A 23,740-nucleotide genomic window follows, 5' to 3' on the forward strand; every position below is an offset into this window, starting at 1 on the left:
CTGAGAAGCAACAATCTCTCACAACTGCCAGCGATTGTCCGGCTCAAGCCAATACCCCCCCCTTCAAAACACTGATTCTTAGTAATTCCTGCCGTTTTCTGACTGAAAGTTAAATTATTTTTTTACATTTAAATGTTCCCTTCGCTTCACCGGCTGAATTTTAATATATACGCTCCACAGAAATCAAAAAAATACGATAAATATTTTTTTAGTCATGCTCAGATCCCGGAATAAAACAAAATTATATTACATTTGTTCAGAAAAAAATCGAACGCTTATTCAACCTATAAATTTCAGCAGGCTACAAAAATGACTTTTAGTATGATCAGACATACCATCAAACTATGCATCGCAGTTTCATTGGTAGGAGTGGCTTATTTCGCAAGCCAATGTACGCCTTCCTCTGCCGAAACCGGGTCTATGCCCGACCAGGTAGATTACAATTATCATATCCGGCCGATATTGTCAGACAGGTGCTTCAAATGTCACGGACCAGATGCCAACAAGCGGGAAGCCAATCTCAGGCTGGACACCCCTGAAGGTGCTTTTGCAGCCCTTAAAGACAATCCGAAAGCCCACGCCATTGTGGCGGGCAAACCCAATGCATCGGAAGTATTTCTAAGAATTGTCACAGAAGACTCTACGCAGATGATGCCTCCGCCGGAATCCAATCTGAAACTGACCCAACACGAAATCAGGCTGATTGAAAAGTGGATCAAACAGGGAGCAAAGTATAAACAGCACTGGGCATTTATCCCTCCGGTAAAACCAAAACAGCTGCCCGAAGCAGACAAGGATTGGGTCAGAAATGAGATCGATCATTTTACGTATGCAGCGATGGATGCGAAAGGCCTTACACCCAATGAAGAGGCCGATAAAGAAACCCTGCTGAAAAGAGTAAGTTTTGATCTGACCGGTCTACCTCCAAGCCTCGAAATGCAGGAGCGTTTTCTGAAAGACAATTCTGCCAACGCTTATGAGAAAATAGTAGACGAACTTCTGAAAAGTAAGCATTACGGCGAGAAAATGGCCATCTCATGGCTGGACATCGCCCGCTATGCCGACTCGCACGGATACCAGGACGACGGCCTCAGGACCATGTGGCCGTGGCGTGACTGGGTGATCCACGCTTTTAACTCCAATTATTCCTATGCCAAGTTTTTAAGCTGGCAGCTGGCCGGGGATCTGATGAAAAACCCCAGCAAGGAGATGCTTTTGGCTACCGGGTTTAACCGGAACCACAAAATCACCCAGGAAGGCGGGGTGATTGACGAGGAATACAGGGTAGAATATGTAACCGACAGGACCAATACTTTTGGTAAGTCGTTTCTGGCCCTCACGTTTGAGTGTGCCAAATGCCACGACCATAAATATGACCCGATTTCACATAAAGACTATTTCAGCACCTTCGCTTTCTTTAACCAGGTGCCTGAAAAAGGCCTTTTCGGAACGATTGATGCGTCCTACGCCGATCCTCCGAACATGAAAATCACAGACGAGGACGTCAAATCGATTTTTAAGTTCATCAATAAAAAAGACACCACCAAACTTGAGGTAATGGTCATGAAAGACTCTTCTTTGGTGAGACCAACCTACGTCCTGAATCGTGGTAATTACGACGATCACGGGGCTTTGGTGAGCTTTGGTTTACCGAAAAGTATCCTGCCGTTTGACACCACCAAGTTCGAGAAAAACAGGCTTGGCCTCGTGCACTGGATGCTGAACGATAAAAACCCGCTGACAGCACGGGTATATGTGAACCGCATCTGGGAGCAGTTTTTCGGAAGAGGCATCGTAAAAACCACCGGCGATTTCGGGATGCAGGGTGAACTTCCGACCAATCCCGAACTGCTGGACTGGCTGGCGGTTGACTTCCGTGAACATCACTGGAATATCAAAAGACTTGTCAAACAAATGGTGTTGTCAGCCACTTATCGCCAGTCTTCCAAAATCACAGAAAAACATAAAAAGACCGACCCGGAAAATATTTACCTGGCCAGGGCTTCCAGACTGAGATTACCTGCCGAAAATATCCGAGACCATGTCTTGTCTTCCTCAGGGCTCCTCAATGAAGAAATCGGCGGACCAAGTATCAAGCCTTATCAGCCGAAAGGCCTGTGGGAAGTGGCTACTTCGGGAAGGGGGTCCCTTTCAAAATATGTGCAGGACCACGACGGCGACCTTTACAGAAGGGGAATGTATGTGTTTATCAAACGGACCGTGCCGCCTCCGTCCATGCTGATCTTCGACGCCAGCAACCGCGACCAGTGTGAGGTGCAGCGTGGCCGTACCAGCACCCCGCTGCAGGCTCTGGCGATGATGAACGACCCGCAGGTGATGGAAGCTTCAAGGGTGCTCGCAGAGGCTTTGATTACGGAAAACAGCAGCGATGATCAGAAGCTTGAAAGTGCCTTCAGGAAAATCATCTGCCGGAAACCTACATCCAAAGAATCCGGTATCCTGAAACAATACTTCACTTCGGAATCGGACTATTTCAAAAAGAACCCGAAAAAAGCAGACAGTCTGTTGAAAATCGGGGAATTTAAAGGTAAGGACTTAAAAAATAAAACGGCTACCGCTGCCATGATGCAGACCATCCAGATGGTTTATAACATGGAAGAGGCCATTGTGAGAATCTGAAAATCAAGCCATCATGGAAAACGAATTTTTAAAGAATAAACTCAACATTACCCGGAGACATTTCCTGGGTAAAACAGCGGTAGGCCTCGGATCTGCCGCCCTGGGATCATTACTTATCCCGGACCTTTTCAAAGGTTCAGCAGGTGATCTGGCCAGCGATCTGCCTTTGGGTCTGGCTCATTTTGCCCCTAAGGCCAAAAGAGTCATTTATTTGTTTCAGAACGGTGCCCCGTCACAGCTGGAGAGCTTTGACTACAAGCCCATGCTCAATAAAATGGCCGGGGAAGACTTGCCGGAATCTATCCGGGGCGGACAAAGGCTGACCGGTATGACCGCCAGCCAGACCAAGTTTCCCTTGATAGGTTCTTATTTCGGATTCAAGCAATACGGTAAATCAGGAGCCTGGATCAGCGACCTGTTCCCGAATATCGGCAGCATTGCTGATGACATCTGTATCGTCAGAACCATGAATACCGAAGCCATCAACCATGACCCTGCCCTTACTTTTATGCAGACCGGTGCCCAGGTGGGCAACCGCCCGAGCATGGGAGCCTGGGTGAGCTACGGATTGGGCAGCGAAAACAAAAACCTTCCGGCATTCTGCGTACTGCTTTCGAGGGGAAGAGGCAACGGCCAGGGCGTTTATTCCAAACTCTGGACCAACGGCTTCCTGGATTCTACCCACCAGGGGGTGGTGTTCAGCAGCGGAGAAGACCCTATTTTATACCTTAATGACGCCGAAGGCACAGACAAGGAAGCCCGCAGAAGAATGCTGGATAAACTGGCGGAACTCAATCACGAAGGTTTTGAGAAAAGCGGAGATCCGGAAGTGCAGGCCAAAGTACAGCAGTATGAAATGGCTTACCGGATGCAGACAGCCGTGCCTGAATTAACCGACTTATCAAAAGAGCCTGATCATATCATTAAAATGTACGGTCCTGAGTGCCTCGTGCCGGGAACCTACGCCGCCAATGCCCTTCTGGCCAGGAAACTGTCGGAATCAGGGGTCCGCTTTGTACAATTGTATCACCAGGGCTGGGACCAGCACGGTAACCTGCCCGGCGAAATGCCGCTTCAGGCCCAGGATTCAGACAGACCGTCTGCGGCACTGATCAAAGACCTTAAACAAAGAGGACTGCTGGATGAAACACTGGTAATCTGGGGTGGTGAATTTGGCCGCACCAACTATTGCCAGGGCAATTTCACAAAAGACAATTACGGACGTGACCACCACCCGAGGGCCTACAGCATCTGGATGGCCGGTGGTGGAGTAAAACCGGGTGTGGTATATGGTGAAACCGATGAATTCGGATATAACATTGTCAAAGATCCGGTGCATATCCATGATTTTCATGCCACCATTATGCACCTGATGGGCCTGAACCATGAACAGCTCACCTATAAACACCTGGGACGCCGATATCGTCTTACAGATGTGGCAGGAAAAGTCATTCCGGGTTTGATGGTGTAAGAAAATTGGAATGGATAGGCACCAAGGTAATTCTACCATTACACTTGTCTTTTGAAAAGATAAAACATTAACGCGTTCGGGCCGGGCCTGATCAAAACAAGATATTGACAATCGTCTGATGAATAAAATTTTAAAGCTCTCTTCCTGGCTACTTCTGGGGCTCAACTGCCTTTTACTCTTCTTGCTGGTTTTTGATGAAAAACTGATCATTCCGTTAAACCTGAGTCCGCTGGGCAGAATGCACCCTTTGCTGCTGCACCTGCCGATCGGTTTTGTGGTGATCATGATTTTATTCATCTTTCTGAAAGGAGAATTTGAGTCCGGAAGCTTTGAAAAGATCCTCAGGCTCAGTGTCACATTTGTAGCCCTCACTTCAGTCGTTGCGGCTTTGATGGGCCTGTTTTTATCCAGGGAAACCGGGTATGATCCCAAAGCCTTGTTGTGGCACAAATGGACCGGGGCAGGTCTTAGTTTTGTAGCTTATCTGTTTTTTGTGGCCTTTGATAGCATTTATCATAATTTCAGCACCTTCAAATCTGCCTCTTTCGGATTACTGGTATTGATTTCTGTTGCGGGACATTTCGGTGCGGAGATCACCCACGGAGAAAACTACCTGTTTGAAGCCTTTGCCAAAAAAGCAGAAAAGAAACCCTTCTCTGATAAACAGGCCGTTTACGAAGCCGCCATCCTGCCTATCCTGGAAGCCAAATGCATGTCTTGTCATAACGATCAGAAGACGAAAGGCGAACTCAATATGAGTACCATTGCCAAAATGATGAAGGGAGGTAAAAACGGCCCTCTCTTTGTCGCCGGAGATGCCTTAAACAGTCACCTGACCAAGCGGGTCAATCTGCCGGTTGAGCAGAAAGAGCACATGCCGCCTAAAGGCAAGCCTCAGCTGACGGGGGATGAAATAGCCCTGTTAAGTGCCTGGATTACGGAAGGTGCAGATTTTAAGAAATCTTTCGCGGCTTTTCCCGGGCAATCCAAAACCAAAGCCCTGGCCCTGAAACTGGTCAACGCAGAAGAGGCAGCTCCGGAAAAAACCTATACATTTTCTGCAGCTTCAGAATCAGACCTGAAAGAAGTCAATACCCCTTTTTGTTCCGTATTTCCGCTGGCAGCCGGCTCACCGGCTTTACAGGCAGAGTTTTATGTGACCAAAAAATACGATAAAAAAGCCCTCGAAAACCTTTCCAAAGTGAAAGACCAGATCGTCGTGCTGAACCTGGCCAAAATGCCTGTGACCGATGAGGACATCAACCAGATCTCAGGATTTAAGAACCTGGAAAAGCTGGTCCTGAACCAGACCGATATCAAAGGCAATACTTTACAGGAATTGAAAAAGTGTAAAAACCTCTATTCACTGGCCCTCGCCAATACCAAAATCAGCAAAGAGAACCTCCTCAAAGTACTGGACATGCCTTCGCTGAAAGAAGTCTTCTTATGGAGCACCGCTCTTGACGAAACCGCCTTGGCTGAACTGAAGAAGAAATACAACAAGATAAACTTTGATTACGGCTATGTGCCGGCTCCGAATGAGATCCTCCAGCTAAACCCTCCGGTACTGGTCAATGAAGAGTTTATCATCAAAGGAAAAACAGGGATACAATTCAAACACCCATTGAAAGAGGTGAAGATCAGGTATACTGTAGATGGTTCGGAACCGGATTCGCTGAATTCACCGCTCTATTCACAACCGGTCTTCATTGACAGCTACGCCAAAGTAAGAGCACTGGCCACCAAAGACAAGTGGCTGGCCAGCGAGCAGGTAGAGTATACTTTCTTCAAATCCAATTATTCTCCGGATACGGCTTATTTAATAAAATCGCCGGATCCGAAGCATATGGGAAAAGGAGGCAAAACACTCATTGACCTTAAAAAGGGGTCGAGCGACAACTTCAATGAGCAAAGTTGGATAGCTTACAGGGGAAAGGATATGGAAGCCCTGTTTGAATTCAAAGCTCCCCAGCCGGTTGGTGGTGTCAATATCAGTTACCTTCTGAAAACAGATTCTTACATTATGCCTCCTTCAGTGGTGGAAATCTGGTCGGGTGATGATAAATCTTCTCTGAAGCTTGTCGGCAAGGCAACCCCCGCAGCTCCGGAAAAGATGGAACCAAAAAATAATGCGGCTATTAATATCTCATTACCTAAAGGACAGGTAAAATACATTAAACTGGTCGTTAAGCCCCTGGCTAAGCTGCCGAAATGGCATCCCGGCAAAGGCGAACCGGCCTGGTTTTTCGTGGATGAAGTATTTTTCTATTAAAGTTGCGTGGACGGGCTACCCATTGTGGTTAATTTCACATTTTGTCTTTAAACGGAATTTTGTTTTTGTAATTCCAGAAAGCTGAAACGTTGACAATTTTCCATTTACCATCAGCCTTTTCCATCAGCCTTACCTCTTTGCTGTGCAGGTAGTACGTTTTTTTGGAATCGCTGTTAAACTGATCCCAGGTGAGGTGGGCAGTGTTATTACCGAAAAAACGTACCTTGAGGTTTTCCCTCTTCACCACCGGGTGGCTGCTTACCCCCTCCGCTTCTTTTTCTTCGGGGTTTTCCTTAATATATTTCCCAAGATTATTATTGATCGCATTCCAGCCCACGCTGGCGTCAAATGTACCGTCTGAGTTACTCCAGGCTTGATAAGCGTAGTCGTTATGAACAAATTTATCCTGCCAGCAGTTGTAGTCGCGTCTGAAGAAGCAGTCTGTTTCTTCCTGTATAGTCGCCATGATTTCGGCTTTCGCTTTCTCCTCATCAAAAGGAGTAGAAGACTGGCTGGTCTGACAGGAGCTGAAGCAGCATCCTATCAAAAGAGCAAAGGAGGCATAATATGTTTTCATCGTTTTATGTTGATTAAAAATTGAGAATTTATAAGCTCTTTACAGTTGCATGGCTATGGCTTTCTCATTCAATCAATAACATCCTTGCGTTATGCAATATAATAAAAATAAAAATCATATTTCCAAATATTTTTAAATATTTTCTGGAAATATTTATATTATTTTAGGTGTCTTTTTGACGCGAATTTCTTCTTTACTCAAATTATTAATATTTTTTAAAAACTTATGCCGTTCACCTCCTATATTAGGGTCAGGAAATAACCTTAAGATTACTATACATTGGATCATCAATTGCAGGCATTCGGGCTGAATCCGGAAGAATATGAACTCGTAAAGTTCGGTTCTGGGCACATCAATCATACTTACCTGGTCAGGTCGCTCACCGGTAAACCGGACTTCATTCTTCAGAAGATCAACACCTATGTTTTTAAAACACCGGAGGACATCGACCGGAACCTGGAAAACACCGCTGAGTTTTTAGCAGCACATTACCCTGATTACCTGTTTATCAGCCCAGTAAAAACCCTGTCCGGAGAAGGTCTGATGATCGATAACGGAGAATACTGGAGGCTCTCTCCTTTTATCCGTGGCTCTTTCTCGATCAATGAAGCCAGTGACCCGGAGCAATCTTACGAAGCAGCCAGGCAATTCGGCATCCTGACCCGTAACCTGCACGGCATGCCCGTTTCAGAACTCAACCCGACGATCCCCGGTTTTCATGACCTGGCCTGGCGGTTTGAGCAATTCAAAGAGGCGATTGCCCATGCGTCTGAAGAGAGAAAATCAACGGCGGCTGAGCTGATTGCATCGTTTCAGGGAAGACAAGCCCTGGTAGACCAGTACATTCAGATTATAGAAGATAAAGATTATCCCCAAAGGATGATCCACCACGACACGAAGATCAACAACGTCCTGTTCGATAAAAAAACGCAGAAAGGCCTTTGCGTCTGTGACCTCGACACGCTGATGCCGGGCAAGATCATCTCAGACCTCGGCGACATGGTCAGGACCTACGTTTGTGAGGAATCAGAGGAAAGTACCGCTTTCGACAAAATCAAAGTCAGGGAGCCCTATTACGAAGCCCTGATGAAAGGCTACCTCTCCGAAATGAAAGACCTGCTGACCGAATCTGAAAAAGCCAGCCTTTTCTACTCCGGCCAGTTCATGATCTACATGCAGGGACTCCGCTTTCTGAGCGACTACCTCAACAGCGACGTCTACTACCCCATCAAATACCCGGAACACAACCTCAACCGGGCCAAAAACCAACTGGCACTGCTGGAGGATTTGGAGGAGAGGAAAGGGGTGTTGGAAGGGGTGATTGGGGGGATATTGGGGGAGTAGAACTCTGTTGTTAGCATTACACATTTCTATTATGAGAATGTCTTTTTTAATATGGTTTTTTTATGCAACTTTGCAAACAATATCATATAACTTACAACAAAAAGCGAATGAAGCAGTTTTTGTCCGCCCTAACTTTAGTGATTCTTTTTGCAGGATGTAAAAAAGGATATACAGATCCCACTTCCGGGCTTCATATTGTACCTCCAAAGATAAAACAAATAAAAACAGACCACTACTCGTATGATTTTATTTACGATGCTTCATCAAGTAAAATTGACAAAATCATTGTTAACTATTTATACGATGTTGACCATGTGAAAAAATCAAGACTGGATGCGACATATACTTTTGAGTACGATAAAGAAAACAAGGTAATTACTGCAAATGCAGACCGGGTAGTGAATCAGGTACTGCTGGTCAATATGGACGAGGAATACAAATTTTCTTATGCAGATGGAAGAATCCATTCAGTTGAAACTGATCCGGCGTATTCCATCGCATTAAACACTTTAAGCATTTACGACTATGATCTCTCCGGCAACCTGATCAAGGCTCAGAACGAAGATACTTCGAATGAATACCGTTACATTAATAATGTACTTACCCGCTCAATACATACAGCAATAAACGGTAGTATCAGCGATGAATACGAGTATAAGTTCAGTCAATACAAAAACCCGACAAATTCATTGGATAAAGCGATAGCTATACTAATAAATAAAAACTTATACGGACCATCATCTGACCCTGCCATATCTCTGCAAAATAATTATCTTTCATCCAGAGATGAAGTTCAGTATATAGTTTTGGAAGCCAAAAAGAATTATCCGACAAAGGTGTTAATCAAGTCTCAGCTTAATTCACAGAAATTCACGTCAAACCTGGCTTTTGAATATTTTGACTTTTGACCGGAACAAGAAAACTCTTTAATTTGAAATATGTACAATGATGAACCTGACTATTATTCATTTTTGAATTCACACAAGTAGATGATTAGGCTCTTATTCTGACAATGGCACTATTAAAACTGGAAAAATTATGTATAATCTCATTGCTATTTTTACCTTATCCTAAAGTTGGGAGGCTCCCCCTTGTAAAGTATAAAGCTGTTGATAATTTAGTAGTCATCATCACAATATATCACTTGCTTTTGGCACTTTTTTATTTTTATAAATATCCAAAACCATTTGTTTTGATGGCTCGTGTCCCAGCTCAAAAGATTTTAACAAGTGATATAAAGACATTTTTCTGGTAATTACATCACCACTATACATATTAATTTGATCTATATAAACTTTATCTGTTAGAAAGGAGTACACATGGTAATGTGCTTCAGGACAATTGTATTTATTCGCCATTATTAATGAATAAAAATAAAATTCAGGCCACTTATCTTTTAATATGTAATAATTAGAAGCTACGTTGTAAGATTTAAAATCTCCGTTATTAAGGGCATTCATCAACTCTCCATGAATAACCGCAACTTCTTCTTGACTAACATTAATTATTTGGCTTTCTCTTTTATCCTTACATGCAGGAGAAAGCAATAAAAAAATGCAACAGAAAGTATGATTAATTCTTTTTATCGTCTCCATTTTCAAAATACTATCAGACTTCAAATTTTACTTGTTCCAAAGATTCCTACACATTAATAGCGGATTCAACTTTAGTGCATTTCCATTCATCCGTATTATCATTCCAGCTACACTGAACATGTCTCACAGACTTTCTTAATCTGGCAAAAAAAGGTCGGAGAATAGAATACTATGCGGCATTCATAGCCACATTCTAATACATATTTCTCTCTTGATTGCTTTGCCCAACTTGCTAAAACATCAATTACAGAAACCATTCCCGTCTTAACAGCCTTCAACTTTATTTCGCAATGCCCATTTATCGTCTTTTTTATACAGTTCTATTTTTTGAAATAGCTTTGTTAAACCACCTGAATTATTAAGTTTCTCGGAGACGAAAATCTCAAATTTAAACAAATCAAAAGTAATTGAGTCATCCTCTAAAAAGTCAAATGATACGATGTCCCCATTATCAAACTCAACTGTACAACCTGACCCATGAATTGAATACTCAATTTTCCCCTCATTATCTAAAAAGCCTGTTCTCTTAACCAACCCTTGCCAATATAGTTTACACGGGTTTTTAACCTCAAACATATTAAAAAAAAAGATGGATTGCGGTGTTAATCCTGCTTACATATAGTTCCAATAAGTTTTGTACTTCTTCTATTTGAACCATCTCATCTTATTTCCTGGTTTATTTGTCTGATTTGAAAGATTTACTAATTGAGCTACCAACTCGATAAGCTCATAGATTAATACGAAATGTGCTAATCTGCCCTATAATTTTCAATATTCTTAAATCCTTTATACTTTTCTAAATACTTTCTATTTCCTTTAGACTGCAAATTTTCCAAAAACTGGTCTTCAAAATCAGCAATTGCAATTTCGTTTACAAGAAGTTTTTTTCTCCCACTTTCTAAATGTTGTAGCCCTTTTTCCGTTAATACTTGATAAATTATAAATACCATGAAAAAATCCCATTGATTGTATTTCTTATCAAAATTTTCTATCTCCACGACATGTTCAATTTCCAAGAAATCGTCTCTTAAAGATGTAATACACGTATGCATTTTATTTCCATATTCCAAATAATATTCTTGCTTCCATAAACCAATAATTGGATAGAAAATTTCCTCGAAAAACACCTCCGTTATATTCATATATTAATGCCCGATAATTTTTCCATTCAAATCCCTAGTAATTCTATTTCCTGTTGTTTTACTCACTTTACCAAAATCAGTTGTGTAAAATGGAAGTAATCCTATCACTATTGAACAAAGCCAGATAATTAAATGAAAAAAACCAACAAATCCCCTCCAAAACCTTTCTCCGTATTGATTTCATACCTACTTTTGCAGCCCTGATCATTTACGTATAAATATAAGCTATGAAACTGTTTTTATCCCTGTTGAGTGCAGCAATTTTGTTTATTGGGTGTAAAAAAGAATCCGTTGAAAAGGAAGAACCCGCCGGAAAACTACTCAAGACCATCACTTTTGATAACAATAATATCAGTTACTACTCTTTCGACTCTGTCATTTATGATTATGACAAACTCGGAAAACTTGTTAAACTTACACAATTCCGAAGGGATGACCTCTATACCAACCGTAAGACCGTACCGAAAAGATCCGCTACTTTTAACTACAACGCAGCAGGCCTGCTTGATAACATAGTATCTACAGACTACCTGGATCAGATGGGGATGCGATACAAACTTGGCTACGACCAGAACAACAGCCTGTCAACGATCAGCTATACCGACAGTTCAAGATACGGCCGGACTTCCAACTATCAGAAAATCGTCAGAAGAACAGACAGCCTTATCGTAGAGCAGAATGGCTTCCCGATCATTATCTATAAAAAATCAAACGATAACCTCGTATACCGCAAAACCATTTTTGATGACAACTTCACCGAAATTAAAGATCATCAGATTAAGTTTCTCAGTCCCTACTATTTCTTTCCCGCCGGCATGCAGGAAATTCTTTTCCTGACAGGCTTTCAAAGTGTCGGACGGTCGAATGCTTATGATCCTTTTACGCTGGACAAGCTCAGTAAGAATGTGCCTGGAAGCTATAAACCGATGTATGGTTCTGTCAGCCCTCCTTTTGAATATACAGTCAACAAGCAATCCATGGTAACCTCATGTTACTCAGGCTCAGAAGATAAGAAAAGTTATATCAGACAAACGTTTTACTATGAATAAGCCCTGAGTTTGGTTCCTTTCAGCAATCGGTTAAAATATTGGATCATTAAAAGCAACGGACAGTTCCAAAGGGTACGTGATCCGTCCGGATCATTATCAGAAAACCACTTAGATCAAAAAGATTACTCCCAATGAAAAAACTTTTCCTAATCGCTGTAATTTGCCTTGCTGTTTCATGCAAAAAAGAAAATACCAAACCGGATCCGGTTGAAGAAATTGTTCCGGAAAAACCTCAACCTAAGACATTAGTGAAAAAAATAAAGTTTCACAATGTTTCTGATAAAAAACAGCTCCTGGTTACCACTACGATTGAGCTTTTCTATAAGGAGAATACATCAATTGTCGAAAAAGCGACCAGGACAAGAACCAGTTTTTCAAGTGACGGCAAAATTACCAGTAGTTTTGAAGAAATCATGACTTTTAAACACAATGAGGACGATCTGATCCGAAGTTCAGTTTTTGCCCCAAATCCTCCTAATTCTACCAGTGATCCGATTTTTTCTGAATATATTTACAAAGGAAAGCAGCTGGATTATTCCACAAATAGTGTCGGTTTTACTCAATACTATAAGTATGACGCTAAAGGCAATATTGTTACAATCATCGCTAATAAAAACGAATATTACTACACCTATAATGACAGGACGCTTACTGAAGGGAAATATTATACCGACCGAGGTACTCATTTTTTTGAATTCTCAAAATATAAGAATCCACTTGCCAGTTTAGATCCCATAGTTGCCGGATTTGCCGGACTTATATTTTACGGCATGGTTACTGATATGCCCCCTGTATATCTGCAAGCCAATTATCTTGCTTCCAAAACATATTCACCCACTCCCACCGGAGGCTCTTATAAAGTTGTATTCAGCGTCATGGAATCAAAAAATGACTACCCATTGAAAGCAGAGGCTACCGGGTTTACGTCAAATCAGACGGCAGTTTTTGAATATGAATATCTGAACCTATAAATCGCTGTAGATGTTTCAACTGCCCAGGTATGTTCACAAGGCTTTAGCCTGAGAAGCAGGAAGTAAAAGGATTCGTATCAAAAGCTGAAGGTTTCGCAATTTTCATAGTTCATTCTGTGTCCACTCGATAAGTTTAGCTCCAAAAACTTCATAAAATTCCTTTGAATTAACACATTTCACTATTATTTTCGCCTAAATTTTCGTGAAAACTAGGCAGCTTTCCCTGTTACGTGCATTGATTAAGACAGTTGGCTTTTCTGATAAGTCGTATGTCCGGAAATATAATCCGGAATATATGTCTGACTTAACAAGCCCTTCATAAGACACAGAAGTTAAGATTCGTTTTTAGAAAATCTACCTCTACCATTAAACATATTATTTCCATGGTCTCTAAAATAATCAACCTTTGTCCGACAGGCACTCAGTCCTCATCTGCTAACTCGCTCGCACCTATTTTCTATAATGAAATCATAGATGACGTTTTATCCTGTAATGAAGTCGGAATTACACTTGTGCACCTCCACGCACGTGATGAAAGCGGAGCTAATACCTATAAAAAAGAAGTATTCCAGAGGATCATCGAGGGTATACAAAAATACGCTCCGGACCTGGTCATCGGCGTCTCACTAAGCGGCCGGTATTTTGAAGACAGATCTTTACGTACCGAAGTTCTCAGTCTCAGGCCGGATATGGGCTCCCTGACGATGTCCTCTTTAAATTTTCCGCTATCGGCTTCTGTCAATTCTCCCGAAACTATTTTGTGGCTGATTTCTGAAATGGAAAGGTATGGTGTTAATCCGGAAGTTGAATGTTTTGATTCCGGAATGCTTAACTATACAAAGTACCTGATCAGCAAAGACATCCTACCTGAAGATGTTTACATCAATATTATTCTTGGAAACCTGTTCAATGCCGGTACCGATGTAGCCACCATCAGTTCATTATTACAGAACGTTCCTCCTAAAGCGACAGTTTGTTTCGGAGGAATCGGTAAGGCCCAGCTAAAGGCAAATGTCACAGGTCTGATGGAAGGTGACGGAGTAAGGACAGGTCTGGAAGATAATTACTATTTTGAAGATAAAAAACTGGCCACTAACCTGCAGCTGGTCCAACGGATACACAGGATCATGAACGAATTGGGAATGAGTTATATGGATGCCGCAGTATTTAAAACCTTAGGATATGTCAATAAAAGACCTGTTTATATTGGGTAAAAGTGAAGCCACAATTACCATGATTTTAGATAACCTCGAATCATGCCAGAGCTTTCCCCGGATAAAAATCATCAATAACCTGGAACTGACTTTTGAAAAAGAATACAGGAATGAAAAATTCGATATAGAAATCCTCAAATCTTTCGAAGGACAAAATGAAGAAACCTCGTTCGTTCTGGGTGGGTTTCAGACAGGTACAAAACGCCGGCTGTTTGAAAACTTTGGTTTAAGCCCTTCAAAATTTGCGACTATTATTCATGCTTCGTCATCTGTTTCGAGCACGGTAAAGCTGGGAAACGGGTGCCTGATCAACAGCCTGGTGTCCATAGCGGCGTGGTCGGAACTGGGAGATTTTGTTTCCGTGAACAGGAATGCTTCAGTGGGACACCACACAGTTATTTCCGGCTTTGTTACTTTAAATCCCGGCTGCCATGTGGCTGGAAATGTATTTATAGGCGAAAATACCCAGATCGGGATGGGGGCTAACATTATCGACGGCACTAAAATCGGCAGGAACAGCATCGTCGGAGCGGGTGCCCTGGTCACTAAAGATGTTCCGGATCATGTGATGGTTTATGGCTCTCCTGCTAAAGTAATTAAAGAAATCTGAAATGCTTCACATTGCAACACCGCTTTACAGGACACAATTTCTTGACCAGGTATATAATTCAATTCCTCGGCACGAAGATATTATATGGCATATTTCAAAGAGTAAACATACTCCGGCTCTGACCAATGACTTTCTCAAAGACAAGCGGATCAGGGTATATGAAGTTGATTGCCTTGACTCAGACACCGTCAAAAAAAGGAATGCCATTTTTGATCATATCAAAGACGGGTACTTCTTCCTGCTGGATGATGATACTGTTTTCCTTGATGAAGCCTATCTGACTTACCGGGAATATGCAGATCAGGATTTCATCGGAATGGTGATCGGGAATCAGAAATATGGGGCCAGCAGCAGACTCTTCCCGACAGGACTCCCCCTCTCGCTGAGTTCTAACCCTGAGACATCTTTTATAGATTCAGGAATGGTAATTTGTCATCACTCTGTGCTTGAACACGTGAGATGGGCTTCAGAAAAATACTATGCAAATGATGTGAATTTCTGGTGTAAGTGTTACTCCCACTTTGGAAACAACGCTGTAAAAACAACCGGTCGTTTTATATCCTATTATAATCGTTTCGGTCCTAAAATCCGTATAAGGAAAAAGATATTTTCGATGAAAACGAGAATAGATATTCAAAATCCTTTTGTGGTAAAACTTTTTATCTATTTACACGCCCCTGTCAAATTATATAAAAAGGTCTTTTCAATTAAAACGTCAAATCTAAATACGTTTCCGCCGCGTTTGGATTGACTGAAATCCTTAAGTCTTTAAATTAACCTGATGTTATTCAGAAACATAATGAGTCACTTAATCACTATATTAACAGATTACATTAAAGGAAAAAAAAGCCGTCACGGCAATAGCAAGAAGATTTTCTGTATCGGAAGAAATAAAACCGGAACAACTTCTCTGAAACATTTCTTTGAGTCACGGGGCTATCCTGTTGGGAACCAGTCTAAAGCTGAAAAATTATTTCCTCAATATAAAGCCGGAAACTTTCAGGCTATTATAGAATATTGTCATACAGCCCAGGTATTCCAGGACTGCCCGTTCTCCTATCCTGAAACTTACAAGTATCTTGATCAGGCATTTCCGGGAAGTCAGTTTATTCTTACCCTCAGAGATTCTCCGGAACAATGGTATAATTCAGTGGTTAATTTTCGCCGGAAATGTTTTGGCTATTTACCTGAAAAAAAAGATCTCCAAAGATCAAAGTATGCCTACAAAGGCTATTACTGGGATACACACAACTGGCTATACAATACGCCGGAGGATAATCTTTATCATCCGGAAATATTAAAAAATCATTACCTGGAATATAATCAGGAGATAATTAATTACTTTACCGGAAGAAATAATTTATTGGTTATCAATCTGGCCAACCATGAGGATTATTACCGGTTATGTGATTTTATTGATTTACAACCTGAAAAAGAGGGCCATTTTCCCTGGAAAAATAAAACCTGATAAAAATGTCTGAAATCCCCGCTTCCATTATCATCGTATGTTTTTTGACGGCATTTATCAACTGGGTAAATGTGGTAATCATTTCTACCAGGATTGTCGGGGTTCAGACCAGAAAAGTGGCTTCATCAAATTCTGTTTTTAATATTATTGCCCTGGCAGCCAATGTAGCCGGTGCAACCCAGGCACCGCTTCTTGCGAAAACCATTGAGAAGAGCATCATAGAAGGTCACCAACCATATAATTTTCTTTTCAGACTCATTATATTCTCTGCGACAATCGGATCTATAGCTGGTGCCTTTTCAATTCCCAGTCTCCACAGAATTCTAAAAAAAGGAGTGGAGTCCCTTTACAGACAACAATCTGTACTTAAAGTCATTACAGCCTCTCTGCGTCCGTCGTCTTTTGCTAAAATAAAACAACACCTGGCGTTTCCTAACCGGGAGAACTTCAGGCGGCTGAGCTCCTACCAGGACATGCCTGTAAAACTATTGGTGATCAATATCCTGGTTTATGGCTTTATAACCATCAGCATCTTATCATGTTTATATGCCGGGTATTTAAACCCTCTGCTCAGGACCACCGCCCTTTCGCTCAACGGTGTGGCCCTTGGCCTGGGAACTTTGGGTATGATGCTTTTTATTGAACCTTTTAACTCGATCCTGGTTGACAAGGTCATCGACGGAGCTGTAACCGAAGGATACATGCGGAAGTATTTTGCCTTTGTAGCCATAGCCAGGGTTCTCGGAACGATCCTCGGCCAATTCCTTTTCATCCCGATGGCCCACGTCATCATTTTTATTGCGGAGATCATTAAGATCTGAAGACGCTGTTATATTTTATTTTCCAACTCCCTGAGAGTCTCGTCCACCCCCTCCCCACTCCAGAAAATAACCTTGTCATCGGTTTTGATCCGCAGGTATTTCCTGTGACTGGTGTCGACATACAGCCTTATGGTCTCCCGGTTCATGGTTTTGAAATCGCCCTTGAGGTATCTGCCCAGAGCAAAACCATTGCTACGCATTTTGATGGCCGGGATGGAATCTACGACGCCAATGCTATCAATTTTATCATAAGGAACTGACATATCGTACATACCTGTAAACTCCATTTCTTTTTCTCTGAAAACGATCTCCGTCTGCCGGGTGCCGGAATACATCATAACGGCAGTCCCAACGGCGATGCAAAGCAACAACGCAGCCACAGCATAATTAACCCAAGTCTTTTTCCGGGATGCGGGGGATTGGTTAAACCGGGTACTGAAGGCGACGAATCCTGCAAAACTCAGCAGCACCAAAAATATAAAGAACATACCAGCCACCTCCGGCCCGACCGTGTATTGAAGCAGTAGAAACACAGTAAGCAGACCTACCCCGAGCACCTGGAAGAAACGTTTAAAGAATTTCAGATATCCTGTCAGGTCAAACAAATCTCTTTCTGCTTCCGGCATGGTATTATATCCCGAAAGCAGGTATTTAGCGTTATCAGCCGTGACAGAAAATGAAATAAGAATAAAAAGGAGTGAAGTGATGGTGACAGTGATCAGCATGTTTTAAGGGATGGTTGATTAAAGAACCAATATAAAAACATCTCCGTCGTTTGCAAAACGATCACTATGTAAATTCGATCCATGTATTTCATAAACCTGAATAAAACAAACTGAAAAACCTGCCAACAAGATCATCGTGCAACCGTGAGTGGTGTGGTTTTATTATTTCCTGACCGTTAAATCAGTTTTTCGTTTACACACTTGCACACCATTATAAAATGCTTTACCTTGGAGCATATTTCATTTGTAACACATTAATACCTTTACTGTTATGAAAAAAATTCTTTTGGCTTCCGCCCTGATTTTCGCCTTTTATTCATGTAAAAAAGAAGAGGCTGATCCTATCCAGAACCAGGAAGACCAGGTACAACTGAGCAAAGTAAAATCAAGCCTGTTAAACAAAAACGGGATTAAAGTTTCCAGTTCTGAATATGAGTTGATTTATGACGCCACTGGCAAAAAAGTGGAGAAAGTGAACAAGAAATACGAATTGTTTACCCAAACCGGTCAGCTTTCAGACACACAGTCGGGGTCTTTCCTGATCGACTACAAAACCGGCAATACTGCAAAAGGTATCCAGGTTTTACCGGGTGACCCGTCCAAGCCTTATATCACCGCTGCAAAATACAATTTTGTTTATGCAGGTGAAACTCTGGATTCCTACCAGATAGAAGGTTCTACCACCGTGTCTTTTGTCTACAATGAGACCGGTAATATCGTAAAACGTAAATCAGGCACTTCGGAAAACACCTACACTTATCAGAACAATACCCTGACCTACTCAGGTGGTGCCAAGTTTGAGTTCAGTGAGTTCAAAAACCCACTTTCGACGATGGATAAAGGCTTAGCGATTGTTTTAGGGCCTGAGTTCTATGCAGGAAACTCTGAGGCGGTTAATTTTTATGCGAAATTTCCGGCGAAGTTTACAGACCCGGGTACATCATCAAACAATCCGCCATCTCCGGCTAATTTCGACTTTAAGGTTACTGACTCTAAAAGCAACTATCCTTTAAGAGCCCAGATCGTTAAAACCCAGGAATTAAATCCGGGAAATGCATTGACAACTGTCATCGAATACGAATATAAGAATCTGTAAGATCCCAAACCCGGGTTTCAGCATATCACTGAAGCCCGGGATTTTTCATTTACTCAAGCTATCCAGTCCGTAAGGCAGTTTCTCCCATCCTTTTTCAGGAACATAGGATAAAGTATCCGGAACTTTTACGTCCCATATTATTCTGCTATTTTTTGGGTCGCTACATAAAATTTTTAAGAAAAACCGCTTCCCTTTCAATTTATAATGGTCTTTCTCGCTGTATAAATCACTATTTAAAGAACCCGATGAAAAGAAAACTACGCTATCATATGAGAAGCTATAATGCATTGCAAATTGGTTCTTATAACCGCCCGAAATCCTTTCCTGTTTTGCAATAATAATCCTATGACACTTTTTCATCCGGTATTCATTGAAAGCATTATATCCAAATAAACACGCAAAAAAAATAACAAAAAGTATTACCCGGCCTCTTTTCATAGCAACAATAATTTCAATCATCAGTCGGAATATTTTCCGGACAAGTCTGTTTTCACAAACTTACTGCTTCTTTCAGTTATTTAATAATGTCTTCTTTTATCTGTGTATGACAATATAAGACTATCTTCAAGCACCTCCAGGCCTTTTCTAAGTTAACAAAACTTACTCCTTAACCACTCGAGGCATCAGTTCATTGCCTGAAACATATTTTATCATCGCCCAAAGCTATTCCTTTCCAGTTGCAAGACTATAGATAATGGTTAAAAGCCACTAATTCCGAGCTAATAGCTCGGACAGATACACTCCGAACCTATTCGCCCGAGCTTTTTGCTCCAACTTATACTCTCAGAACCTATCGGCCCGAGCTTTTTGCTCCAACTTATGCTCTCTCAACCTATTCGGCCGAGCTTTTTGCTCCAACTTATACTCTCAGAACCTATCGGCCCGAGCTTTTAGCTCCAATTTATACTCTCAGAACTTATCAGCTCGAGCTTTTAGCTCCAATTTATACTCTCAGAACCTATCGGCCCGAGCTTTTAGCTCCAACTTATGCTCTCTCAACCTATTCGGCCGAGCTTTTTGCTCCAACTTATACTCTCAGAACCTATCGGCCCGAGCTTTTAGCTCCAATTTATACTCTCAGAACCTATCGGCCCGAGCTTTTAACCTGTAAATAATAAGAAAAAGAGTATCAGCGGAGTGTTTCTAAATATCACGACCGCCATGGTGTGATTAAGCAGCGGTGAAAAGATGCTCCGGAACTCTTAAAAGAGGAGTGGTATACTTTCGATGTGAATAAATGATTGTTAACAGGGTAAACTATCTCAACCCAAAATACCGCTCCGAAGTTTGCACTTTAAGCGTATCCGGAATGGCCTGGTATTTACTACTATCCTTGAGGTTTTGCATGAGTGTAAACCGGATCGACTCGTACAAAAGTATCACATCGTCATCATTAATCGATTTTGAGCGGCGGAAAGTCCTTCCATTCAGCTTTATATTGAAGGTAACCGAGTTGTCTGTTTCACTCACCCGGTGATGGCTTCCCCGCTTCTGAGCAAAATTATTGATCGCCTTCTTTAGTAAATCTATATATTCCTGATCAGGTGTTACCAGGTAACAAACTGAAGTGCTGTCAGAACGATATTCCCTCACCAGCAACTCATCACCATTAAATCTCAGGTCATAATTAAAGTTGTTATCAATGCTGTATCTGCCGGATTCATGATTGGATGCTTCGAGAAGCAAGGGCCCGTTTACCTGTGCACTCAGATCGTTCAGCTTTTTAAATAGTATGTCTTTATTGACCAGTATTTTGTTTTTCCCGATGACCGTAATGTCAGAAGAATCTCTCAGGTTGGTAAAAAAGAACCCGCCGTCCATCGCAAAGATGTATTTACTGAATAGTTTGCTTCCTTTTTTTTCATAGACAGCAATGCCGTCATCTGCGGTGCAGGCCATCCCACCTAAAACCAACAAGAAGTAAATCAGGCATCTCATCCTCAGGTTCATAAAATATTTATATTCATTTAATTATTGACCCTGCTGTTCGAAGGTTCCACCTTCGAACAAGCGTCACGCAGTCTCCGACCGCCTACCCCAACCTGAAAACCACCATCCCAAAACCCGGTATCTCCATCACACTACCTTCAATGTTTTTAAAGCCTGATGTACTGAAGACAGTCTCTGTGACCGGGTCTTTTATTTCCACCAGGGCTGTATTGCTCTGCAGGTTCTGGACGACGAGCAGGCTACCCGTTTCATGCGGACGGATGAAGGTCACAAAGCCTTCCCAGGCCGTTTGTGCCGCCTGAAGGTTCGGCGGGGAAACCTGCCACAGGGCCGGATGGTACTTTCTTAAGCTGATCAGTTTTTTGTAATGGTTGTAAACAGACTCCGGGTCCTGCTGCTGCAGTCTGAGCGGTGTCACCCGTGAATCGGTGTTGAAATTGGGTTTCTTCCAGTTAGTCCGGTCTTTGTCATTGGCCCTTGTGTTCCAAAGAAAAGCCTCCCGGATATTTTCATCGGGCTTTTTGCCGAGCATCCCCAGCTCTTCTCCGTAATAAATATAGGGATTGCCAGGCAGGGTCAGCAACAGGTTGGCAGCCAGTTTCATCTTATTTTTATCGTTGCCTACCGCACTTCCCAGTCTTTCCTGGTCGTGGTTGGTCAGCATCGTGGCATCAATAAATGCCGGGTTCTCCCTTCCGAAAATGTCGTAATTGTTTAAAAGCATATTCACCAGGTTCTCACTTTCGGTTTGGGTCGAAGCGATCTTCTGCAAAGCCAGGCTCAGGTCAAAGTGGAAGTTGGCTTTGAGGCCCCTGAAAAACGGGGCGACTTTCTCAGCCGAAGTCCAGACCTCACCCACCAGGTAAAAGCCGGGTTTCACCGCTTCCATCCTTTCTCTGAACTCCACCCAGAAGTCGTGTGATTTTTCCACTTCCCAGCTAGGGTAAATGTGCTTGGCGGCATCCATCCGGAAGCCGTCGGCCCCGAATTCAAGCCAGTATTTGCCGACCGCATAAATCTGCTCCCTTACTTCACGGTTGTCCATGTTCAGATCGGGCATACCATTCCAGAACATCCCGTAATACTTCTCTTTATCACCGCGGTTGGCCCAGTGCCAGGGTTGTGTTTCCCAGGAGTCGGCCGTTTTTTCCCTGACGGCTACGCCCATGGAATCGATCTCAGCCGGCGTCATCCACAGGTAATAATTCCGATACGGATTATCCTTCCCTTTTTTGGCTTCCAGGAACCAGGGATGCTGGCTGCTGGTATGGTTGATCACAAAATCAATGATGACTTTGAGTCCCCTTTTGTGGGCCTCATCCAGCAATCTCCGGAAATCATCCTTATTCCCGTATTCCGGGTCGATCTCCATGTAATTCGTCACGTCGTATTTGTGATAAGAAGGCGACTGAAAGAACGGTGTAAGCCAGATGCCTTCTATGCCAAGGTCCTGCAGGTAATCCAGTTTGGAAGTGATGCCGTTCAGATCGCCTTTGCCGTCCCGGTTGGAATCACAAAAGGAGCGGACAAATATTTCATAGAAAATACGCGGCGGATGCGGGGCCAGTGAATTCAAGGAATGATAGTTAAAATGATGAAAATCTTACCACAGGTGAAGATCAAAAATAGGTCTTTATTTTGGGTTTATCAAACAATTTGCCTGCACAGGCAGACGATATCCCACCGTCCCAATTTTATTTTATATTCCCCGCAGATTTCAATACTTTCTGTCATAAAAATTAAAAATTTAGAATCAAACCCTGTTTAATTCAATTTAAACCACTATTTTTGTTTATAGCACTATCCCGGAAACCCCGGGTTAATGTTCGTCATTATTCAACCTCAAATCTTAAAATGGAACTTTCAATTCACAATTGGATGCGTGCCGAGCCTATAGAGCAAACTATCAGGAGAATCGCAGAACTAGGATACCACAAAATCGAAATTCAGGGAAGTCCGGAATTATACGACACCAAAAAAATCGGAAAATTACTTAAAGGTCATGGACTGGGCTGCTGGGGTTCTGTTACCCTTATGCTCGAAGACCGTAACCTCCTGGCCAAAGACAAAGCTCAGAGGGCAAAATCCGTACAATATGTCAAAGATGTAGTGAGGATGGTAAAGGAACTGGACGGTACCATGGTGTCCGTTGTTCCCGGAACAGTGGGTAAAATCATCCCTGACGGCCGCCCTGAGGAAGAATGGGAATGGGCAGTGGCAGGCATGAAAGAGATTTATGAATATGCTGAAAGTGTAGGAATATTATTGGGCATCGAACCTATCAACCGCTTTGAAACCTACTTTATCAACCGCGGCGACCAGGCACTTGCCCTGGCGAAGGAAGTAGGTCCCAAATGCGGCGTTTGTCTGGATACATTCCACATGAACATCGAAGAAGACAACACCTACGACGCCATCAGAAGGGCCAAAGGCAGACTGGTGGGTTTCCACGTAGCCGACAGCAACCGCATGGCCCCGGGCATGGGAACCATCAACTGGCCGAAAATCATTGAAACCCTTCGTGAAATTGAATACGACGAAGTACTTTCTGTAGAATTCTGTTCACCGCTCGACAGAACCCCGGCCAATCCTTACCCCAACTCGATCGACCTGGACCCGACCGGTCTTGAACCTGAGCAAAAGAAATTCCTGGAAGACCACGGCAGCTCGTCTGTAACAGAAGAGTTTTATACCATGCTCACCAAAAGGTCTATCGAAGAACTGAGACCGCTGATCCAATAATCTTACCATGACTGGAATCCCTGCGGGGGTTCCTTTCTTCAAAATAATACCTC

At 42.5% G+C, this 23,740-nt stretch carries 22 protein-coding genes; 14 read left to right on the forward strand and 8 right to left on the reverse strand.

Going from position 1 to position 23,740, the window contains the following annotated elements:
• Positions 1–321: 321 nt before the first annotated feature.
• The 3 genes from GVN16_RS14645 to GVN16_RS14655 all read left to right on the forward strand — a co-directional run bounded on the left by GVN16_RS14645 (position 322) and on the right by GVN16_RS14655 (position 6,383).
• The gene (locus GVN16_RS14645; RefSeq protein WP_166564644.1) at positions 322–2,640 is read left to right on the forward strand and encodes a PSD1 and planctomycete cytochrome C domain-containing protein; all 2,319 of its coding nucleotides are present in this window, start codon (positions 322–324) and stop codon (positions 2,638–2,640) included.
• Positions 2,641–2,653: 13 nt separating this feature from the next.
• A complete protein-coding gene (locus GVN16_RS14650) occupies positions 2,654–4,111 on the forward strand; it encodes a DUF1501 domain-containing protein (protein WP_166564645.1) in 1,458 nt (485 codons plus the stop codon).
• 118 nt (positions 4,112–4,229) lie between these two features.
• Positions 4,230–6,383 carry a c-type cytochrome domain-containing protein gene (locus tag GVN16_RS14655; protein WP_166564646.1) on the forward strand — a complete coding sequence of 718 codons (2,154 nt, stop codon included), beginning with the start codon at positions 4,230–4,232 and terminating at the stop codon, positions 6,381–6,383.
• Between the two features lie 34 nt (positions 6,384–6,417).
• Here GVN16_RS14655 and GVN16_RS14660 read toward each other — a convergent pair whose 3' ends face one another.
• The gene (locus GVN16_RS14660; RefSeq protein ID WP_166564647.1) at positions 6,418–6,960 is read right to left on the reverse strand and encodes a hypothetical protein; all 543 of its coding nucleotides are present in this window, start codon (positions 6,958–6,960) and stop codon (positions 6,418–6,420) included.
• Positions 6,961–7,239: 279 nt separating this feature from the next.
• On the opposite strand from GVN16_RS14660, the gene GVN16_RS14665 reads away from it, so the two are divergent.
• Positions 7,240–8,304, forward strand: coding sequence for a phosphotransferase enzyme family protein (locus GVN16_RS14665; protein WP_166564648.1), 1,065 nt, complete (start codon positions 7,240–7,242; stop codon positions 8,302–8,304).
• A 107-nt stretch (positions 8,305–8,411) separates the two neighbouring features.
• A complete protein-coding gene (locus GVN16_RS14670) occupies positions 8,412–9,212 on the forward strand; it encodes a hypothetical protein (protein ID WP_166564649.1) in 801 nt (266 codons plus the stop codon).
• 222 nt (positions 9,213–9,434) lie between these two features.
• Here the strand turns inward: GVN16_RS14670 and GVN16_RS14675 are convergent, their stop codons facing one another.
• From GVN16_RS14675 to GVN16_RS14685, 3 genes are all read right to left on the reverse strand, one after another.
• Positions 9,435–9,899, reverse strand: a complete 465-nt coding sequence (locus GVN16_RS14675) for a hypothetical protein (RefSeq protein ID WP_166564650.1) — start codon at positions 9,897–9,899, stop codon at positions 9,435–9,437.
• Positions 9,900–10,163: 264 nt separating this feature from the next.
• Positions 10,164–10,475: a DUF6896 domain-containing protein gene (locus GVN16_RS14680; protein WP_166564651.1), complete on the reverse strand. Its 312-nt coding sequence runs from the start codon at positions 10,473–10,475 to the stop codon at positions 10,164–10,166.
• Between the two features lie 173 nt (positions 10,476–10,648).
• Positions 10,649–11,041: a hypothetical protein gene (locus GVN16_RS14685; protein WP_166564652.1), complete on the reverse strand. Its 393-nt coding sequence runs from the start codon at positions 11,039–11,041 to the stop codon at positions 10,649–10,651.
• 227 nt (positions 11,042–11,268) lie between these two features.
• Between GVN16_RS14685 and GVN16_RS14690 the strand changes: the two genes are divergently transcribed.
• The 7 genes from GVN16_RS14690 to GVN16_RS14720 all read left to right on the forward strand — a co-directional run bounded on the left by GVN16_RS14690 (position 11,269) and on the right by GVN16_RS14720 (position 17,174).
• The gene (locus tag GVN16_RS14690) at positions 11,269–12,090 is read left to right on the forward strand and encodes a hypothetical protein (protein ID WP_166564653.1); all 822 of its coding nucleotides are present in this window, start codon (positions 11,269–11,271) and stop codon (positions 12,088–12,090) included.
• Between the two features lie 131 nt (positions 12,091–12,221).
• Positions 12,222–13,061 carry a hypothetical protein gene (locus GVN16_RS14695; RefSeq protein ID WP_166564654.1) on the forward strand — a complete coding sequence of 280 codons (840 nt, stop codon included), beginning with the start codon at positions 12,222–12,224 and terminating at the stop codon, positions 13,059–13,061.
• A 383-nt stretch (positions 13,062–13,444) separates the two neighbouring features.
• Positions 13,445–14,275: a 3-keto-5-aminohexanoate cleavage protein gene (locus tag GVN16_RS14700; RefSeq protein ID WP_166564655.1), complete on the forward strand. Its 831-nt coding sequence runs from the start codon at positions 13,445–13,447 to the stop codon at positions 14,273–14,275.
• On the forward strand, positions 14,244–14,885 hold the full coding sequence (locus tag GVN16_RS14705; RefSeq protein WP_166564656.1) for a hypothetical protein: 642 nt from the start codon (positions 14,244–14,246) through the stop codon (positions 14,883–14,885). Before GVN16_RS14700 ends, GVN16_RS14705 begins: the two co-directional genes overlap by 32 nt.
• Position 14,886: 1 nt before the next feature.
• Complete coding sequence (locus tag GVN16_RS14710) at positions 14,887–15,636, forward strand: hypothetical protein (RefSeq protein ID WP_166564657.1); 750 nt, start codon at positions 14,887–14,889, stop codon at positions 15,634–15,636.
• A 48-nt stretch (positions 15,637–15,684) separates the two neighbouring features.
• Positions 15,685–16,353 (forward strand): sulfotransferase, encoded by a 669-nt coding sequence (locus GVN16_RS14715; protein ID WP_166564658.1) that lies wholly within the window; start codon positions 15,685–15,687, stop codon positions 16,351–16,353.
• Between the two features lie 5 nt (positions 16,354–16,358).
• Positions 16,359–17,174: a lipid II flippase family protein gene (locus tag GVN16_RS14720; protein ID WP_205748868.1), complete on the forward strand. Its 816-nt coding sequence runs from the start codon at positions 16,359–16,361 to the stop codon at positions 17,172–17,174.
• Positions 17,175–17,182: 8 nt separating this feature from the next.
• On the opposite strand, the gene GVN16_RS14725 is transcribed toward GVN16_RS14720, so the two are convergent.
• On the reverse strand, positions 17,183–17,899 hold the full coding sequence (locus tag GVN16_RS14725) for a DUF3784 domain-containing protein (protein ID WP_166564659.1): 717 nt from the start codon (positions 17,897–17,899) through the stop codon (positions 17,183–17,185).
• A gap of 271 nt (positions 17,900–18,170) precedes the next feature.
• On the opposite strand from GVN16_RS14725, the gene GVN16_RS14730 reads away from it, so the two are divergent.
• Positions 18,171–18,995 (forward strand): hypothetical protein, encoded by an 825-nt coding sequence (locus tag GVN16_RS14730; protein ID WP_166564660.1) that lies wholly within the window; start codon positions 18,171–18,173, stop codon positions 18,993–18,995.
• A 45-nt stretch (positions 18,996–19,040) separates the two neighbouring features.
• Here the strand turns inward: GVN16_RS14730 and GVN16_RS14735 are convergent, their stop codons facing one another.
• From GVN16_RS14735 to GVN16_RS14745, 3 genes are all read right to left on the reverse strand, one after another.
• Entirely contained in the window at positions 19,041–19,454 is a 414-nt protein-coding gene (locus GVN16_RS14735) for a hypothetical protein (RefSeq protein ID WP_166564661.1), read from the reverse strand.
• Between the two features lie 798 nt (positions 19,455–20,252).
• A complete protein-coding gene (locus GVN16_RS14740) occupies positions 20,253–20,945 on the reverse strand; it encodes a hypothetical protein (protein WP_166564662.1) in 693 nt (230 codons plus the stop codon).
• An 82-nt stretch (positions 20,946–21,027) separates the two neighbouring features.
• Positions 21,028–22,521, reverse strand: a complete 1,494-nt coding sequence (locus tag GVN16_RS14745; protein ID WP_166564663.1) for an alpha-amylase family glycosyl hydrolase — start codon at positions 22,519–22,521, stop codon at positions 21,028–21,030.
• Between the two features lie 278 nt (positions 22,522–22,799).
• Here GVN16_RS14745 and GVN16_RS14750 point away from each other — a divergent pair, with 278 nt between their 5' ends.
• Entirely contained in the window at positions 22,800–23,687 is an 888-nt protein-coding gene (locus GVN16_RS14750) for a sugar phosphate isomerase/epimerase (RefSeq protein ID WP_166564664.1), read from the forward strand.
• The last annotated feature ends 53 nt before the right edge of the window (positions 23,688–23,740 follow it).

Origin of the sequence: Emticicia sp. CRIBPO (genome assembly GCF_009905725.1) — a bacterium.
In the GTDB taxonomy this organism is placed as follows: domain Bacteria; phylum Bacteroidota; class Bacteroidia; order Cytophagales; family Spirosomataceae; genus Leadbetterella.

Excerpts from the sequence above, each read along its gene's own strand:
- GVN16_RS14680 (WP_166564651.1), bottom strand. The coding sequence starts at position 10,475 with ATGTTTGAGGTTAAAAACCCGTGTAAACTATATTGGCAAGGGTTGGTT.
- GVN16_RS14740 (WP_166564662.1), bottom strand. The coding sequence starts at position 20,945 with ATGAACCTGAGGATGAGATGCCTGATTTACTTCTTGTTGGTTTTAGGT.
- GVN16_RS14735 (WP_166564661.1), bottom strand. The coding sequence starts at position 19,454 with ATGATTGAAATTATTGTTGCTATGAAAAGAGGCCGGGTAATACTTTTT.
- GVN16_RS14710 (WP_166564657.1), top strand. The coding sequence starts at position 14,887 with ATGCTTCACATTGCAACACCGCTTTACAGGACACAATTTCTTGACCAG.
- GVN16_RS14655 (WP_166564646.1), top strand. The coding sequence starts at position 4,230 with ATGAATAAAATTTTAAAGCTCTCTTCCTGGCTACTTCTGGGGCTCAAC.
- GVN16_RS14670 (WP_166564649.1), top strand. The coding sequence starts at position 8,412 with ATGAAGCAGTTTTTGTCCGCCCTAACTTTAGTGATTCTTTTTGCAGGA.
- GVN16_RS14700 (WP_166564655.1), top strand. The coding sequence starts at position 13,445 with ATGGTCTCTAAAATAATCAACCTTTGTCCGACAGGCACTCAGTCCTCA.
- GVN16_RS14715 (WP_166564658.1), top strand. The coding sequence starts at position 15,685 with ATGAGTCACTTAATCACTATATTAACAGATTACATTAAAGGAAAAAAA.
- GVN16_RS14675 (WP_166564650.1), bottom strand. The coding sequence starts at position 9,899 with ATGGAGACGATAAAAAGAATTAATCATACTTTCTGTTGCATTTTTTTA.
- GVN16_RS14695 (WP_166564654.1), top strand. The coding sequence starts at position 12,222 with ATGAAAAAACTTTTCCTAATCGCTGTAATTTGCCTTGCTGTTTCATGC.
- GVN16_RS14730 (WP_166564660.1), top strand. The coding sequence starts at position 18,171 with ATGAAAAAAATTCTTTTGGCTTCCGCCCTGATTTTCGCCTTTTATTCA.
- GVN16_RS14725 (WP_166564659.1), bottom strand. The coding sequence starts at position 17,899 with ATGCTGATCACTGTCACCATCACTTCACTCCTTTTTATTCTTATTTCA.
- GVN16_RS14650 (WP_166564645.1), top strand. The coding sequence starts at position 2,654 with ATGGAAAACGAATTTTTAAAGAATAAACTCAACATTACCCGGAGACAT.
- GVN16_RS14750 (WP_166564664.1), top strand. The coding sequence starts at position 22,800 with ATGGAACTTTCAATTCACAATTGGATGCGTGCCGAGCCTATAGAGCAA.
- GVN16_RS14660 (WP_166564647.1), bottom strand. The coding sequence starts at position 6,960 with ATGAAAACATATTATGCCTCCTTTGCTCTTTTGATAGGATGCTGCTTC.
- GVN16_RS14705 (WP_166564656.1), top strand. The coding sequence starts at position 14,244 with ATGTCAATAAAAGACCTGTTTATATTGGGTAAAAGTGAAGCCACAATT.
- GVN16_RS14685 (WP_166564652.1), bottom strand. The coding sequence starts at position 11,041 with ATGAATATAACGGAGGTGTTTTTCGAGGAAATTTTCTATCCAATTATT.
- GVN16_RS14720 (WP_205748868.1), top strand. The coding sequence starts at position 16,359 with ATGTCTGAAATCCCCGCTTCCATTATCATCGTATGTTTTTTGACGGCA.
- GVN16_RS14645 (WP_166564644.1), top strand. The coding sequence starts at position 322 with ATGATCAGACATACCATCAAACTATGCATCGCAGTTTCATTGGTAGGA.
- GVN16_RS14690 (WP_166564653.1), top strand. The coding sequence starts at position 11,269 with ATGAAACTGTTTTTATCCCTGTTGAGTGCAGCAATTTTGTTTATTGGG.